Below are 15,152 nucleotides of genomic sequence, written 5' to 3'. Positions count from 1 at the left end.
CGCATTCGCACCCCATGACGGGTGCCGGCGCTCCGGGCCGCAAGCCGCTGGGTCAGCAGATGTTCCGTCTGCTGACCACCACCGATCACAAGCTGATCGGCAAGATGTACCTCACCACGTCGTTCGCCTGGTTCCTCATCGGCGGCGTGATGGCCCTGCTGATCCGCTCCGAGCTGACCTTCCCGGGCAACCAGGTCGTCAGTGACGAGCTGTACAACCAGCTCTTCACGATGCACGGCACGATCATGCTGCTGCTGTTCGCGACGCCGCTGTTCTTCGGCTTCGCCAACGTGATCATGCCGCTGCAGATCGGCGCGCCCGACGTCGCGTTCCCGCGACTGAACATGTTCAGCTACTGGCTGTTCCTGTTCGGCGGCATCATCGCCGCCTCGGGCTTCCTCACCGAGGGCGGCGCGGCCGACTTCGGCTGGTTCGCCTACACCCCGCTCTCCGACGCGGTCCGCTCGCCGGGCGCCGGTGGCGACCTGTGGATCATGGGTCTGTGGATGGCCGGTCTCGGCACCATCCTCGGTGCGGTCAACTTCATCACCACGATCATCTGCATGCGCGCACCGGGCATGACCATGTTCCGGATGCCGATCTTCACCTGGAACGCCCTGGTGACCTCGCTGCTGGTCCTCATCGCGTTCCCGGTCCTGGCCGGCGCGCTGCTCTCGCTCGAGGCCGACCGCCAGCTCGGCGCCCACGTGTTCGACGCGGCCCACGGCGGCGCGGTCCTGTGGCAGCACCTGTTCTGGTTCTTCGGCCACCCGGAGGTCTACATCATCGCGCTGCCGTTCTTCGGCATCGTGACCGAGATCCTCCCAGTCTTCAGCCGCAAGCCGATCTTCGGGTACGTCGGCCTGGTGGCCGCCACGCTCGCGATCGCCGTGCTGTCGGTCGCGGTCTGGGCGCACCACATGTTCGTCACCGGTGCGGTGGACCTGCCGTTCTTCTCCGGCATGACGTTCCTGATCGCGGTGCCGACCGGCGTGAAGTTCTTCAACTGGATCGGGACGATGTGGGGCGGGTCCCTGTCGTTCGACACCCCGATGCTGTGGTCGATCGGCTTCCTGACGACCTTCCTCTTCGGTGGTCTCACCGGCATCATCCTGGCCAGCCCGCCGCTGGACTTCCACGTCTCCGACTCCTACTTCGTCGTGGCGCACTTCCACTACGTCGTGTTCGGCACCGTGGTGTTCGCGATGTTCGCCGGCTTCTACTTCTGGTGGCCCAAGATGACCGGCCGGATGCTCAACGAGCGGCTCGGCAAGATCCACTTCTGGCTGCTGTTCATCGGCTTCCACCTGACCTTCCTGGTCCAGCACTGGCTGGGCGTGGAGGGCATGCCGCGCCGCTACGCGGACTACCTGCCCGACGACGGCTTCACGACGCTCAACCAGGTCTCCACCGTGGGTGCCTTCCTGCTGAGCCTGTCGATGATCCCGTTCTTCTACAACCTCTACATCTCGCGGCGCAGCCCGAAGATCGAGGTCGACGACCCGTGGGGCTGGGGCCGTTCCCTGGAGTGGGCGACCAGCTGCCCGCCGCCGCGGCACAACTTCCACACCCTGCCGCGGATCCGCTCGGAGTCCCCGGCCTTCGACCTCCACCACCCGGAGATCGCGGCGCTGGAGCTGGAGTCGGAGCAGGAGCTCGACGTGCACCTTGGGAAGGGAGACGCCCGATGAAGGCCGAAGCCTGGATGTTCGTGATCTGCACCATCTTCCTGGTGCTGGTCACGCCGACCTACTGGTTCATCACCGCGGCCAGCGAGCACGGTGGCGACTGGACCGGTACCTCCGCCCTGGTCATGTGCACCCTGCTGACCGCCATGGTGGCGGCCTACCTCGGCTTCCACGCCAACCGGATGGACCCCCGCCCGGAGGACCGCAAGGACGGCGAGATCGTCGACGGCGCCGGCGAGCTGGGCTTCTTCCCGCCGTACTCCTGGTGGCCGCTGTGGTGCGCGCTGACGCTCGGCGTGATCGTCTACGCCGTCGCGATGATGGCCTACTGGCTGATGATCATCGGCGCCGTCCTCGGTGTCCTGGCGCTCTGCGGCTGGATCTTCGAGTACTACCGCGGCGAGCACGCCCACTGAGCTGAGCGCCGCCTGGCACGCACGCTGCCTGCGTTGGCGCGGCTCGACGACCCGCTTCGCTTGAAGGTCGTCTTCGCCGCGCCGCCTTGGCAGCGCACGCACCAGGCGACGCTCAGTCACTCGGCTGCAACGCTTTCGAGCCCCGCTGTCCGCAACCGGACGGCGGGGTTCGGCGTATCTAGGGTGACGGCGGCTGACGGGGATTGGGTGATACGCCAGCCGCCGCCGTCTAATGGTGGCCGCGGTCGGCCATCGGGTGCCGACCGCCGACGTGTTCGGGGGAGTGCTCGCATGGGCCTGGTACGACGACTGGCAGTGGCCGCGGTGGCCACGACCGTGGTGGCGGCGCTCGCCGGCTGCGACGGCGGCGAGACGGTGTCCGCGCGGGGGAGCGGCCCGGCGGCCCAGGACGCCGGGACCGCGACGACCCCGGCGCCTGCCTCGCTGCAGGCCAACGTCACGCGTGGACAGCGTGACGTCCCCGTCGACACGCTCGTGTCCGTCACCGCGACCGGCGACCGCCTGGTCAGGGTGACCGTGGCGTCCACCGCCGGCGACGTGCCCGGCGCGCTGGCGGCCGACGGCGCCAGCTGGACGGCGACCGAACGGCTCGAGCCCGGGGCGACGTACGTGCTCCGCGCGGCCGCCGCCGGCGGCGCCACCAGCACCGTCCGCTTCGCGACGGCGCCGTTGAGCCTGGACCGGCAGACCTTCGCCTCCGTCGCGCCGCTGGACGGCGAGACGGTCGGTGTCGGCATGCCGGTCGTCGTCACCTTCGACGTGCCGGTCCGCGACCGAGCGCGCTTCGAGCAGCACATGCACGTGACCAGCGCGCCGGCCCAGCAGGGGAGCTGGCACTGGCTCAGCGCCACCGAGGCGCACTGGCGCCCCGCGGAGTACTGGCGGGCCGGGAGCCGCGTCACCGTCGACATCGACGTCAACGGCGTGCCCGCCGGTGGCGGCGTCTACGGGCAGAAGGACCGCACGCTCAGCTTCCGCGTCGGTGACGCGCACGTCTACCGCGTCGACGCCCGTACGCACCGCATGAAGGTGTTCGTCAACGGCAGCCGGGTCCGGGACTTCCCCGTCACCACCGGGAAGCCGGGCTTCACCACGCGCGACGGCGTGAAGGTGATCATGGAGAAGCACGCCAGCCGCCGGATGCGCTCGGAGACCGTCGGCATCGCCGCGGGCGACCCGGAGTTCTACGACATCGACGACGTGCAGTGGGCGATGCGGCTGACCTACTCCGGCGAGTTCATCCACGCCGCGCCGTGGTCGGTCGGCTCCCAGGGGCGCGCGAACGTCTCCCACGGCTGCACGGGCATGAGCCCGGCCGACGCCAAGTGGCTCTTCGACCTCAGCCGCCGCGGCGACGTGGTGGAGTACGTCGGCACCGGGCGTCCGATGACGCTCACCAACGGCTTCGGTGACTGGAACGCCTCCTACGCCGAGTGGCGGGCCGGCTCCGCCCTGTCCTGACGTCCGCCAGGGCTAGGCGAGCAGCTCGCGGACCCGGGGGATGACCTCGGTGCCGTAGAGCTCGATGCAGCGCATCAACTGGTCGTGCGGCATGGTCCCGTTGCTGTACTTCAGGTCGAATCGGGTCACGCCCAGCCCCGAGACCGTCCGGGCGATCTTGTGCGCGACCGTCTCCGGCGAACCCGCGAAGAGCGCGCCGCCGGCGATCTCGGCGTCGTACTCGCGCCGGGTGGCCGGCGGCCACCCCCGCTCCGCGCCGATCCGGTCGCGGTTGGCCTTGAAGTGACCGAAGAGCAGTTCGGCGGCCTCCTCGTCGGTGTCCCACACGAACCCTGGGGAGTGGACACCGACCGGCAGCGCCCCGACGCCGGGGTTGAGCTCGGACAGCGCCCGGTGGAAGAGGTCGACGTACGGCGCGAACCGCAGTGGGTCCCCGCCGATGATGGCCAGCATCAGGCCGAAGCCGTGCCGGGCGGTGCGCACGACCGACTCGGGCGACCCGCCGACTCCGACCCAGGCGGTGAGGCTGCCGCGCTCGGTCTTGGGGAAGACCTCGGCGTCGAGCGGCGCACGCACCGTGCCCTGCCAGCGCACCCGCTCCTCGGAGCGGAGCCGGGCGAACAGATCGAGCTTCTCCTCGAACAGGACCTCGTAGTCGGCGAGATCGAAGCCGAAGAGCGGGAACGACTCGGTGAACGACCCGCGCCCGAGGGTGACCTCGGCGCGGCCGCCCGACAGCGCGTCCAGGGTCGCCATCCTCTCGTAGACCCGGACCGGGTCGTCGGAGCTCAGCACCGTCACCGCGGTGCCGAGCCGGATCCGACCGGTGCGGGCGGCGATCGCGCCGAGCACGACCTCCGGGGCGCTGATGGCGAAGTCGGCGCGGTGGTGCTCGCCGACGTTGAAGGCGTCGATCCCGACCTGGTCGGCCAGGACGGCCTGCTCGACGACGTCCCGGAGCACCTGGGCCTGGGGGAGGGGCGTGCCGTCGGGACCGAGCGTGACGTCGCCGAACGTGTCGAGGCCGAACTCGACCGTGCTGGGATCGGTCGTGGTCATCGACGTCGTCCTCTCTGTTGTGACGAAGGCCCCGGACGTCGAACGTCCGGGGCCTTCGGTGATGGTGCTAGAGGTCGCTCAGTGGTCGCCGCGCAGCGGCTCGCCCTCGACGGAGTGGTGACCGTCGAACTGGTGACCGTCGGCCGAGTGTCCGTCCAGCGCCGCCTGGAGCTCGTGCTCGTGCTCGGCGTGGTGGTGCGCCTCCTCGAGCTCGGCCAGGGTCGGCTTGTCGGCGTCGTCGGCGTAGTACAGCGTGCGGACCCGCTCACGCAGTCCGGCGAGCTTGCCACGCGGCGCGGGCACGCCGTTGACGTCCTGCGTGACCGCCGGGCTGAGCTCCGCCGCGCTGCGGTCCCGGACCGTCATCGCGTAGGCCTTCGCGCCGTCGACCGGGAGGTGCTTCTCGGAGTAGCCACCCTCCGGCGAGCGCATGATCACGCCGGTCTCGTAGCCGTGCAGCAGCATCTCGTTGTCGTGGCGCTGGAGCGCGATGCACCAACGTCGCGTCACCAGGAACACGATCACCGGGACGATGAACACCGCGGCCCGCATGAAGTACGTGATCTGGTTGATCGACAGGCCGAGCTCGATCGCGATGATGTCGTTGCCGCCGGCGGCCCAGAACAGGCCGTAGAGGCTGATCAGCGCGGCCATCGTCGCCGTGCGGGTCGGAGCGTTGCGCGGCCGCTGCAGCAGGTGGTGCTCACGCTTGTCGCCGGTCACCCAGGACTCGATGAACGGCAGCAGCAGCAGCACCGTGAACAGCAGGCCGGGGAGCACGATGATCGGGAGGAAGACGTTCCAGGACCAGGTGCTGCCCCAGAAGTGCGACTCCCAGCCTGGCATGATGCGCAGCGCGCCGTCGGGCCAGCCCATGTACCAGTCCGGCTGGGAGCCGGCGGTGACCTTGGTCGGGTCGTAGGGGCCGTACTTCCACACCGGGTTGATCGTCAGCAGGCCACCCATGAGGGCGGTGACGCCGAACACGATGAAGAAGAAGCCACCGGCCTTGGCGGCGTACACCGGGAGCATCGGGTAGCCGACGACGTTCTCCTCGGTGCGGCCGGGGCCAGGCCACTGCGTGTGCTTGTGGTAGACGAGCAGCAGCATGTGGGCCGCGATGAGCGCGAGCAGCAGACCCGGGATCAGCAGCACGTGGATCGTGAAGAGCCGGGGGATGATCGCCTCGCCCGGGAACTCGCCGCCGAAGAGGAAGAACGAGACGTAGGTGCCGACGATCGGGATCGACTTGATGAAGCCGTCCGCCGCCCGGACGCCGGTGCCGGAGAGCAGGTCGTCGGGGAGCGAGTAGCCCGTGAAGCCCTCGAGCGTGCCGAGGATGAGCAGCAGGCAGCCGATCACCCAGTTGAGCTCGCGCGGCTTGCGGTGCGCGCCGGTGAAGAAGACGCGCATCAGGTGGATCATCATCGACGCGATGAAGAGCATCGCCGACCAGTGGTGCATCTGCCGGAGCAGGAGGCCGCCACGCACGTCGAAGGAGATGTTCAGCGTCGAGGCCATCGCCTCGGACATCATGATGCCGCGCAGCTGGTCGTAGGAGCCCTGGTAGGTGATCTCGCTCATGCTGGGCGTGAACCACAGCGTGAGGAAGACACCGGAGAGCAGCAGGACCACGAAGCTCCACAGGGCGATCTCGCCCAGCATGAAGGACCAGTGGTCGGGGAAGACCTTGCGCAGGTTCTTCTTGCCCATCGCCGCGAGGCCGAGGCGCTCGTCGGCCCAGGTGGCCGCGGCGCCGATCCTCGACGGCTTGGTGGCGACCGCGGCGGTGCTGTTGCTCGTCGCGACCTTGCTCGTGTCCACAGTGTTAGAGCTCATCAGAGGTCACCCTCGCCCTGCTCGCCGATGTCCTTCATGTTCCGTTCCCAGTAGCTCGGTCCGACCGGCTCGGTGAAGTCGCTCTGCGCAATGAGGTACCCCTCGGCGTCCACCGCCAGCGGCAGCTGGGGGAGGTGGCGGCCGGCCGGTCCGAACACGACACGACCGGAGTCGGCGAGGTCGAAGGTCGACTGGTGGCACGGGCAGAGCAGGTGGTGCGTGGTGCGCTCGTTGAGCGAGATCGGGCAGCCGACGTGGGTGCAGATCTTGGAGTAGGCGACGATGCCGTCCACGTCCCAGTTCTCGCGGCCCTTGCCGGGGATGTAGTCGTCGGGGTCCATCCGCAGCAGCACGATGGCGGCCTTGGACTTCGCGACCTGCATCTGCGCGCCGTGCAGCTCCGGCAGACCGTTCTCCTCGGTCGGGAAGATCGCCTCGGGCTCGGCGTTGAACAGGTCGCCGATCTCGACGTCGGAGGCCTTGATCGGGGTGCCGACCACGTCGCGCACCACGCGCATGCCCTTCTTCCACACGGTGTGCTCGAGGCCGGCGCCTTCGTACTCGCCGACGACCTCGCCCGGCAGCGGGCCCAGGTCGCGCAGCAGGACGACGGCGGGCGCGGCCAGCAGCGTCACAGCACCGAGCAGCGAGTTGCGCACCAGCGGACGGCGCCCGATGCCGGACTCCTCGAGACCGGCGTTGAGCGCCGCGACCGTCACGGCGCGGTCCTCCGCGGAGGAGGTCGCCGGGTGGCGCAGCTCGACGATCTCGTGGTCGGCCATGAGCTTGCGCGCCCACTGGATGACGCCGACGCCGATCAGCAGCAGGGCCAGGCCCAGCGTGGTGCCGAGAGCGAGGTTGGAGGCGCCCAGGCCGATGAAGGTGTCACCGTCGACGCCGGAGTCGATCGCGAAGTAGGCGACGACGAACAGGACTGTGAAGACGGCCGAGAGGCCGAACAGCGTGGCAACCTGGCGCTCGGCGCGCTTCTCGGCCTTCGCGTCGACGTCGGTCGGGCGCCAGGCGTGGGGGGCGAGACCCGGGTCGGGGAGGAGCGCGTCGGTCTTCGCGTTCAGGGGCTCGTGCGGGGTCTCGTCGACGGAGCTCACGCGGCCGTCTCCTTCTTCTTGCTCGAACGGGTGGTGTGCGCGGCGATCCACACCGCGAAGCCGACCAGCGTGCCGAGGCCGAGGACCCAGGCGAACAGGCCCTCGCTCACCGGGCCCAGGCTGCCGAGGCCGAAGCCGCCGTGGCCCGGCTCCTCACGCATCGACTGGATGTAGGCGATGACGTCGCGCTTCATCTCCGGGGTGATGTTGCCGTTGGAGAAGACGTCCATCGACTGCGGGCCGGTCAGCATGGCCTCGTAGATGTGCTTCGGGTCGGTGTTGATGACCGCCGGCGCGTAGCCGCCGCGGGGCATGGCGCCGCCGGAGCCGGTGAAGTTGTGGCAGGCGGTGCAGTTGGTGAGGAAGATCTGCCCACCGCGGACGATCGCGGCCTGGCGCTCCTCCTCGCTGAGCCCCTCGGTGCTGTAGTCGGCCTCCGTGGGGATCGCCGGGCCCGGGCCGAGCGAGGCGACGTACGCCGCGATGGCGTCGATCTCGTCCTGGTCGTAGACGGCCTTCTTCTCGGGCGCCTGCTGACCGGGGCGGGCCAGCGGCATGCGGCCGGTGCCCATCTGGAAGTCGACGGCGGCGGCACCGACGCCCACGAGGCTCGGGCCGTAGAGGTTGCCGTCGACGTCGGTCACGCCCTCGCCGTTGGTGCCGTGGCAGAAGGCGCAGCCGACCAGGAAGAGCTTGCGGCCCTCGGCGACCGTCTGCTCCTGGCTCTGGGCCTGGTCGGCGCTCGACGCCGGCGAGAAGGCGGCGTAGAGGCCGCCGGTCAGCACCAGGCCGAGCAGCAGCAGCACCACGCCGGCCACAGGGCCACGGCGGTGCCGGGAGAGACGACCGGCAGAGCGGTTCAAGAGGCGCACATCAGATCCTTGGTTCTCGAGTTTCTCACGCAGGCTTCGCGGATGTCACTTGATGAGGTAGATGGTGGCGAACAGGCCGATCCACACGACGTCGACGAAGTGCCAGTAGTAGGACACGACGATCGCGCTGACCGCCTGCTCGTGCGTGAAGCGGCGGGCGATGTAGGTGCGCCCGAGCACGAACAGGAAGGCGATCAGGCCGCCCGTCACGTGGATGCCGTGGAAGCCGGTGGTGAGGTAGAAGACGGTGCCGTAGGCAGAGTCGGGGATGGTCATGCCCTCCTGGATCAGGGCGGCGTACTCGGTCGCCTGACCGGCGATGAAGACCGCGCCCATGATGTAGGTGAGGATGAACCACTCGCGCAGGCCCCACTTGTTGACCTGCAGCAGGGTCCCGGTCCGGCCGACCTGACCGCGCTCGGCGGCGAAGACGCCGAGCTGGCAGGTGACCGACGAGAGCACCAGGATCGTGGTGTTGACCGTGGCGAACGGGATGTTGAGCATCTCCGTGTTCTGCGGCCACAGCTCGGGACTGACCGAGCGGATCGTGTAGTACGCCGCGAACAGGGCCGCGAAGAACATCAGCTCACTGGAGAGCCAGATGATCGTCCCGACGCTGACCATGCTCGGTCGGTCGTGGTGCCCGTGCAGACGGGATGCCGGAATCGTCGAAGCTGCTGTCGCCACGAGCGCCATTATGTCGGTCCCGATCCGGGAGGGCACCCCGACCCCCTGTGTTGCGGCGTCATAAAGTTCACAGGGTGCTCGCCTCCCCGCTCGTCGCCGCCTCCGAGACCGTCCTGGACCTGCCCGAATTCGGTCCCGGCAGCCTCGTCAGCGAGTCGGGGCTGGCGCCGCTCCCGTTCGTCGTGACGGTGTGGGTGGCCGGCCTGTACCTGTGGGGCGTCGCGGTGCTGCGTCGGCGCGGCGACCGCTGGCCGCTGGGCCGGACGCTCTCGTTCGTCGGGTTGGGGATGGGCTCGTTCCTCCTCGCCACCTGCTCCGGGCTGGCGGCGTACGACACGACCCTGCTCTCGGCCCACATGGTCCAGCACATGGTGCTGTCGATGCTCGTGCCGCTCGCCCTCGCTCTCGGGGCGCCGGTCACCCTGGCGCTGCGCACGCTGCCCGCCGCGCCGCGTCGCTGGCTGCTGACGGTGCTGCACTCGCGGGTCGCGCGGGTGCTCTCGTTCCCGCCGCTCACGCTGGCGCTGTACGTCATCTCGCCGTGGGCGCTGTACTTCTCGGACTGGTACGAGGCGTCGCTGCGCTCGGCGTACGTCCACGAGATGATGCACGTGCACCTGGTGCTGGTCGGGGCGCTCTTCTTCTGGCCGCTGATGGGCATCGACCCGGTCCCCGGACGCGTGGCCTACCCATTCCGGCTGCTGATGGTGGTGCTCACCCTGCCGTTCCACGCCTTCCTGGGCATCACGATCATGGGGCAGACCGAGCTGCTCGGCGGGGACTGGTACCCGTCGCTGCACGACGGGCCGATGGGAGCGTGGCTGCCCGACCCTCACGACGACCAGCACCTCGCCGGCGGGATCCTGTGGGGCTCGGGCGACATCGTGGGGGTGGGGTTCATCGTGGTGCTCTTCGTGCAGTGGGCGCGCTCGTCGTTCAAGGAGGCTGCGCGCGAGGACAGACGGCTCGACCTGATGGAGGCTCGCGCCCGGCAGCGGAGCGAGTAGCATCGCGGCCGTGACCGCATCGACCGCCCCGACCGCAGCGTCCCCGTCGTCGAAGGCGCCCCTGAAGGTGCTCGTCTACAGCGACGACATCGACACCCGGCAGCAGGTCATCCTGGCGCTGGGCCGCCGGCCCCACCCGGACCTGCCGGAGGTGGAGTACGTCGAGGTCGCCACCGAGCCGGTCGTCATCCAGAACATGGACGCCGGCCACATCGACCTGGCGATCCTCGACGGCGAGGCCGTGCCCGCCGGCGGGATGGGCATCGCCAAGCAGCTCAAGGACGAGGTCTTCGACTGCCCGCCGGTCGTCGTGCTGACCGGGCGGCCGCAGGACGCCTGGCTGGCGACCTGGTCGCGCGCCGAGGCCGCCGTGCCGCACCCGATCGACCCGGTCGCGCTGGCCGAGACCGTCGTCGGGCTGCTGCGTCGCCGGCTGCCCGCCAGCGCCTGAGGAGCCGGCGTGAGCATCACCTGGCCCGAGGTCCTGGGCGCCCTCGTCGCGCGCACCGACCTGACGGCCGAGCAGAGCGCCTGGGCGATGGGCGAGGTCCTCGCGGGCCAGGCATCCGAGGCCCAGATCGCGGGCTTCGCCGTCGCGCTGCGCGCCAAGGGTGAGACGACGGAGGAGGTCACCGGTCTGGCGAGCGCCATGCTGGCGGTCGCCAACCCGATCTCGGTGTCGGGACGGCTGCTCGACATCGTCGGCACGGGTGGGGACCGCTCGATGTCGGTGAACATCTCGACGATGTCCGCGATCGTCGCCGCCGGCACCGGGGCGAAGGTCGTCAAGCACGGCAACCGCTCCGCGTCGTCGCAGTCGGGCTCCGCCGACGTACTCGAGGCGCTCGGGATTCGGCTCGACCTGCCGATCGACCGCGTCGCGACGCTGGCGGAGGAGGCCGGCATCACGTTCCTGTTCTCGGCGGCGTTCCACCCGGCGATGCGGCACGCGGCCGTCCCGCGGCGCGAGCTCGGCATCGGCACCACCTTCAACTTCCTCGGCCCGCTCACCAACCCGGCCCGCCCGCAGGCGAACGCCATCGGGTGCGCCGACGCACGTATGGCGCCCGTGATGGCCGGCGTGTTCGCCACGCGCGGCGTCGACGCGTGGATCTTCCGCGGGGACGACGGTCTCGACGAGCTGACGACCACCACGACCTCCGCGCTGTGGGCCGTGCGCGGCGGAGAGGTGACCACGCACCGGGTCGACCCGCGCGAGCTGGGCATCACGTTGAGCCGGACCGAGGACCTGCGGGGTGGCGACGCCACCCACAACGCCGAGGTCGTACGCCGGATGCTGGCCGGCGAGCCCGGACCTGTGCGTGACGCCGTCCTCCTCAACGCGGGCGCCGGACTGGCCGTCCACGCCGGCGGCGACATGGACGTGTCGCAGGCGCTGGCGGCCGGGGTCGAGCGGGCTCGTGAGGCCATCGACTCCGGTGCGGCGCAGGCAACGCTGGACCGCTGGGTGGCGGCGTCCGCCGGCTGACCCCGTCAGCGGGCGGTCGACTCCAGCCAGCCGGCGGGCGCGCGCAGGACCACGAACGGCGGGTCCCCGCCGGGCACGTCGTCGGCCGCTGGCGAGCGAACAGGAGTCCAGGCGTACGCCGACTCCAATGCGTACGCCAACGTGGACTTCCTCTTCAGCACGGCGTACGTCGCCCGGAGCCGACGGAGCTCGCGGTCCCATCCGGGTTCCAACGTCTCGACCATGTGGTTGCGCTCGAGCTCGTCGGCGGTGTACACGTCGCCGTAGCCGTGGAAGGTGATCTGGAGATCCGGGAAGCGCCACATCGCGTAGCCGCCGAAACCGCTGTCGGTCGCCACGACGGTCCCGGACGGCACTGTCTCGAGCTGCGCGTCGGTCGCGCTGAGCTGCACGGCCGGATCCGGCGCCGTCCGCGGCGTGGCGACCGCGAGCGCTCCGAGCACAACGACTCCTCCGAGCGCGGCTGCGACGAACTCGCGGGGCCCGACCGGCACGTGAGGGCGAGCTCCTTGGACGGCACGCGCCGTCAACGGGACCAGCATCGCCGCCGCTGCGGGGACCGTGCGCAAGGAGTAGACCGCCAGGCCCGCCGCGACGGCGAGCAGGCCGATCTCGAACCAGGTCGCGCGGTGCGGGCGACGCAACGTCGCGACGGCGGCGATGCCGAGGAGACCGAGCAGGACCAGGCACGGGACCGAGGTGAAGTCCGGAGGAGCCCATTCGGAGAAGTAGGCGGCTCGTGATGTGACGACCAGGACCGCGCCGTACACGGCCGGTCCGACAGGGGTGAGTCCGGCTGCCGCGAAGGACAGCAGGGGTACCGCGGCCATGCTGGCGACGGTGCGACGCGGAAACTGCCGGTCCGCCGCGAGTCCGGCGACGGCCACGAGCCCGATCACGATGGCGAGGGGCCACATCCCATGGCAGGTGGCCCACAGCCACGTGAGCGGCACGAGCAGCCATGGGGCCCGCGCGGATCGGCGAGCTCCGAGCCACATCGCGACCGTGAGCGCCACGAGCGCATAGCTGATGACCTGGGGACGCGCGGAGAGGCCCAGGGTGCTCGCGAGCAGTGCCAGCGGCACCAGCGGTGCGACCACGACGGCGTCTGCCGAGCGGCGGGCGGTCAGATAGAGCACGGCCACCATGCCGACGAGTTGTGCACCCGCCCACCAGGCCACGCCGGGCAGCCCCGTCCATCGCTCGAGCTGGGCCATCAGCGTCTGAGGAAGCCACTGTGTCGGCACCCAGGAGGCCGATTCGAATCGCGTCACGTGGCCGGGATCACGCAGGCTCCAGGAATCGAGGAACTCCGCTCCGAACCGTAGGTGGAAGTACGTGTCGGTGTTGGCCAGAGGCCGCGCCGCGAGGCGGGCCAGCGCGGACATGGAGGCCAGCACGATGGCGATGGGAAGGGCGCCATGGACCAGGCGGGTGATCATGCCCGACGGCTGGCTCGCCACTCGATGCGCCTCCCTCTCGCTCGCACTGTCGCCGAACCTAGGGGGCACGCCGGCCGCCGTGGCTCTCGGCGCGCCCACAAATGGCTCGTTGTGACTATCAGCGGTGGCCGTTCGCCCGGTCAGTCGAGGCCGAGTGAGAAGGCAGACTCGAGATCGTGTCGGGAGTAGGCGCGGAAGGCGATGTGCGTCTCGGTGTCGGTGACCCCGGACACCTTGTTGATCCGATCCGCGACCACGGTCGCGATGTCCTCGTGAGCGCGCACCCGGACCAGCGCGATGAGATCGATCTGGCCGGTGACGGAGTAGACCTCGCTCACGCCGTCGATGGTGGCGATGGTCTCCGCCACCTCGGGGATGCGGGAGACGTCTGCCTTCACGAACACGATGGCGGTGATCACGCCGTCATCGTACGGCGCGTCAAGGATGGTGGGGGCCCGTGAGTCCCGCGGCGAATCCGGCACGCTGGCAGCGGTGGCTCTGTGCCTTGGTGCTCCTCCTCGGCCTCGGCGCCGTCTACGGCGCCACCGCGACCACGGACGACTCGGCGAGCCTCGACACGTGGACCGCCGGCCTGTCGGCGTGGCGGATCGCGACCACCGGCGACCCAGCTGTCGCCGAAGACGATGTGGCGCGCATCCGAGCCGACCTGCGCCCGATCTGGCTGACCGAGGACGAGCGCGGCGAGGTCGTCGTCGCGCGCGCGGCGGGTCCGGTTGCCGCGGCGCTGCCGGCGTACCTGCTCGCCGACCCGGTCGCGATGACGGTGATCCCGGCCGCGCTCACGGCGGCCGTGCTAACCGCACTCGCCATGATGCTGCTCTGGGGAGCACTCAGCACCCTGTTACGCATGCGCGAGGCCACGGTGGCGGTGCTGGCAGTGGCCCTGACGACGCCGGTCTGGTCGGTCGCCGCGGACGCGCTCTGGCCGCACACGATCACCCTCGTCGGTATCGGTGGGATGGCCTGGGCGGCACGCCGTGAGCGCTGGTGGCTGGTCGGCCTCTTCGGCGGCGTCGCCGTCTGGGGCCGGCTACACGCCGCTGTCATCGTCGCGGTATTAGGCCTCGGGCTCGCGCTCCGCCGTCGCGAGCCGGCCATAGCGGTCGCTGCGGGCCTGCCGGCGCTCACAGCCCTTGCGGCGCTCTGCTTCTGGAATCGTTGGGTGTTCGGCTCGTGGAGCCCGGCCGCGGCCTACGAGGCGTCGGACTTCACTGCGTACGCCGGTCATCATCTGGTCGACCCGGTCAACCACCTCGGCTTCCTCGTCGCCCCCGACCGCGGCCTCCTCGTCTGGACACCAGCCATCGCGCTCCTGCTCCCGGCGCTGGTGCGGTCGTGGCGAACGATTCCAGACGTCTTCCGCTGGTTGCTCCTCGGAGGTGCGGCCTACACGCTCACACAAACGCTCCTGAATCGCTTCAGTGGCGGCGACACGTTCTACGGCTACCGGATCGGCTTGGAACTGGTGGCTTGTTCGGCACCAGCACTCGCGCTGAGTGCGCGCCGTGTCGGTCGATGGGCACGGCGGCTACTGGCTCCGGTGCTGGGGTGTCAGGCTCTGGCCATCGGCGTGGGCGCTGCGGCTTCCGGCCTGTATCTCGACCACGGCCAAATCTGGACGAACAACGCGTTCGCGGTAGTGGTGGCACACCAGCCGATGCTGATGACCGCGGCGTTGGCGCTTGCTGCAGGCATCGCCGAACTCGCCCGCAGGCTGTGGTTCGTGCCTACGGCGCCGGCTACTCCCGACGAGCGCTCAGCGAGCGGGCCGGTGCAGTGTCGGGAGAACGCCCTTCTCATCGAACGGGACTAGTAACCGCCGGGACTCCGCGACAGCGTCGTGGAGGGCGAGGTGCCGGCTGGCGCCGGCGACCGGGCACACCCACTCGCCGTCGACGTCGACCAGCCGGATCCCGGGGGACTCCAGCCACCGCAGGACCTGCTCGGTCTCCTCGGCCGAGGCGGCGGGCACGGGGCCAGGGCCGGGGCGCACCGTCTCGGCGCTCGCCCGCAGGCCGGCGACGTAGCCGTGGGCGTCGGC

General features: G+C 70.2%; 14 protein-coding genes and 1 pseudogene. 7 read left to right on the top strand and 8 right to left on the bottom strand.

Going from position 1 to position 15,152, the window contains the following annotated elements; translation table 11 throughout:
* Nucleotides 1–14 precede the first annotated feature (14 nt).
* The 3 genes from ctaD (at nucleotide 15) to VGE38_RS08150 (ending at nucleotide 3,586) form a co-directional block, all read left to right on the top strand.
* The gene (ctaD, locus tag VGE38_RS08160) at nucleotides 15–1,691 is read left to right on the top strand and encodes an aa3-type cytochrome oxidase subunit I (protein ID WP_331142054.1); all 1,677 of its coding nucleotides are present in this window, start codon (nucleotides 15–17) and stop codon (nucleotides 1,689–1,691) included.
* On the top strand, nucleotides 1,688–2,104 hold the full coding sequence (gene ctaF / locus VGE38_RS08155; protein WP_331142032.1) for a cytochrome c oxidase subunit 4: 417 nt from the start codon (nucleotides 1,688–1,690) through the stop codon (nucleotides 2,102–2,104). The genes ctaD and ctaF overlap by 4 nt, the downstream gene beginning before the upstream one ends.
* A 291-nt stretch (nucleotides 2,105–2,395) precedes the next feature.
* Complete coding sequence (locus VGE38_RS08150; protein WP_331142031.1) at nucleotides 2,396–3,586, top strand: L,D-transpeptidase; 1,191 nt, start codon at nucleotides 2,396–2,398, stop codon at nucleotides 3,584–3,586.
* Nucleotides 3,587–3,598: 12 nt separating this feature from the next.
* On the opposite strand, the gene VGE38_RS08145 is transcribed toward VGE38_RS08150, so the two are convergent.
* The 5 genes from VGE38_RS08145 to ctaE form a co-directional block, all read right to left on the bottom strand.
* Complete coding sequence (locus tag VGE38_RS08145; RefSeq protein ID WP_331142030.1) at nucleotides 3,599–4,645, bottom strand: LLM class flavin-dependent oxidoreductase; 1,047 nt, start codon at nucleotides 4,643–4,645, stop codon at nucleotides 3,599–3,601.
* Nucleotides 4,646–4,723: 78 nt separating this feature from the next.
* A complete protein-coding gene (gene qcrB, locus VGE38_RS08140; RefSeq protein WP_331142029.1) occupies nucleotides 4,724–6,484 on the bottom strand; it encodes a cytochrome bc1 complex cytochrome b subunit in 1,761 nt (586 codons plus the stop codon).
* Nucleotides 6,484–7,593: a cytochrome bc1 complex Rieske iron-sulfur subunit gene (gene qcrA / locus VGE38_RS08135; RefSeq protein ID WP_331142028.1), complete on the bottom strand. Its 1,110-nt coding sequence runs from the start codon at nucleotides 7,591–7,593 to the stop codon at nucleotides 6,484–6,486. Before qcrA ends, qcrB begins: the two co-directional genes overlap by 1 nt.
* Nucleotides 7,590–8,465 carry a cytochrome bc1 complex diheme cytochrome c subunit gene (gene qcrC / locus VGE38_RS08130; protein ID WP_414690908.1) on the bottom strand — a complete coding sequence of 292 codons (876 nt, stop codon included), beginning with the start codon at nucleotides 8,463–8,465 and terminating at the stop codon, nucleotides 7,590–7,592. The genes qcrA and qcrC overlap by 4 nt, the downstream gene beginning before the upstream one ends.
* Nucleotides 8,466–8,510: 45 nt before the next feature.
* The gene (gene ctaE / locus VGE38_RS08125; RefSeq protein WP_331142052.1) at nucleotides 8,511–9,161 is read right to left on the bottom strand and encodes an aa3-type cytochrome oxidase subunit III; all 651 of its coding nucleotides are present in this window, start codon (nucleotides 9,159–9,161) and stop codon (nucleotides 8,511–8,513) included.
* A gap of 65 nt (nucleotides 9,162–9,226) precedes the next feature.
* On the opposite strand from ctaE, the gene VGE38_RS08120 reads away from it, so the two are divergent.
* Genes VGE38_RS08120 through trpD form a run of 3 tightly spaced genes read left to right on the top strand, consistent with a single transcriptional unit; the run spans nucleotide 9,227 to nucleotide 11,648 of the window.
* The gene (locus VGE38_RS08120; RefSeq protein WP_331142027.1) at nucleotides 9,227–10,159 is read left to right on the top strand and encodes a cytochrome c oxidase assembly protein; all 933 of its coding nucleotides are present in this window, start codon (nucleotides 9,227–9,229) and stop codon (nucleotides 10,157–10,159) included.
* A 10-nt stretch (nucleotides 10,160–10,169) separates the two neighbouring features.
* Nucleotides 10,170–10,610, top strand: coding sequence for an Rv3143 family two-component system response regulator (locus tag VGE38_RS08115; protein WP_331142026.1), 441 nt, complete (start codon nucleotides 10,170–10,172; stop codon nucleotides 10,608–10,610).
* Between the two features lie 9 nt (nucleotides 10,611–10,619).
* Nucleotides 10,620–11,648, top strand: a complete 1,029-nt coding sequence (gene trpD, locus VGE38_RS08110) for an anthranilate phosphoribosyltransferase (RefSeq protein ID WP_331142025.1) — start codon at nucleotides 10,620–10,622, stop codon at nucleotides 11,646–11,648.
* 5 nt (nucleotides 11,649–11,653) lie between these two features.
* On the opposite strand, the gene VGE38_RS08105 is transcribed toward trpD, so the two are convergent.
* Nucleotides 11,654–13,111 (bottom strand): hypothetical protein, encoded by a 1,458-nt coding sequence (locus tag VGE38_RS08105; protein WP_331142024.1) that lies wholly within the window; start codon nucleotides 13,109–13,111, stop codon nucleotides 11,654–11,656.
* A gap of 119 nt (nucleotides 13,112–13,230) precedes the next feature.
* Nucleotides 13,231–13,509, bottom strand: a complete 279-nt coding sequence (locus tag VGE38_RS08100; protein WP_331142023.1) for an Lrp/AsnC family transcriptional regulator — start codon at nucleotides 13,507–13,509, stop codon at nucleotides 13,231–13,233.
* Nucleotides 13,510–13,547: 38 nt separating this feature from the next.
* On the opposite strand from VGE38_RS08100, the gene VGE38_RS08095 reads away from it, so the two are divergent.
* Entirely contained in the window at nucleotides 13,548–14,924 is a 1,377-nt protein-coding gene (locus VGE38_RS08095) for a hypothetical protein (protein WP_331142022.1), read from the top strand.
* On the opposite strand, the pseudogene VGE38_RS08090 reads toward VGE38_RS08095, so the two are convergent.
* Nucleotides 14,868–15,152 (bottom strand): annotated as a pseudogene (locus VGE38_RS08090) (DEDD exonuclease domain-containing protein); the annotation flags it as partial. The gene VGE38_RS08095 and the pseudogene VGE38_RS08090 overlap by 57 nt on opposite strands.

Origin of the sequence: Nocardioides sp. (assembly GCF_036405735.1) — a bacterium.
Lineage (GTDB): Bacteria > Actinomycetota > Actinomycetes > Propionibacteriales > Nocardioidaceae > Nocardioides.
Note: the sequence above shows the minus strand (reverse complement) of the source record. Positions and strands in the feature narration are given on the sequence as shown.

Bases quoted from the DNA above. Each gene is read 5' to 3' on its own strand.
- ctaE (WP_331142052.1), bottom strand. From the start codon at position 9,161: ATGGCGCTCGTGGCGACAGCAGCTTCGACGATTCCGGCATCCCGTCTG.
- ctaD (WP_331142054.1), top strand. From the start codon at position 15: ATGACGGGTGCCGGCGCTCCGGGCCGCAAGCCGCTGGGTCAGCAGATG.
- VGE38_RS08150 (WP_331142031.1), top strand. From the start codon at position 2,396: ATGGGCCTGGTACGACGACTGGCAGTGGCCGCGGTGGCCACGACCGTG.
- qcrB (WP_331142029.1), bottom strand. From the start codon at position 6,484: ATGAGCTCTAACACTGTGGACACGAGCAAGGTCGCGACGAGCAACAGC.
- ctaF (WP_331142032.1), top strand. From the start codon at position 1,688: ATGAAGGCCGAAGCCTGGATGTTCGTGATCTGCACCATCTTCCTGGTG.
- VGE38_RS08145 (WP_331142030.1), bottom strand. From the start codon at position 4,645: ATGACCACGACCGATCCCAGCACGGTCGAGTTCGGCCTCGACACGTTC.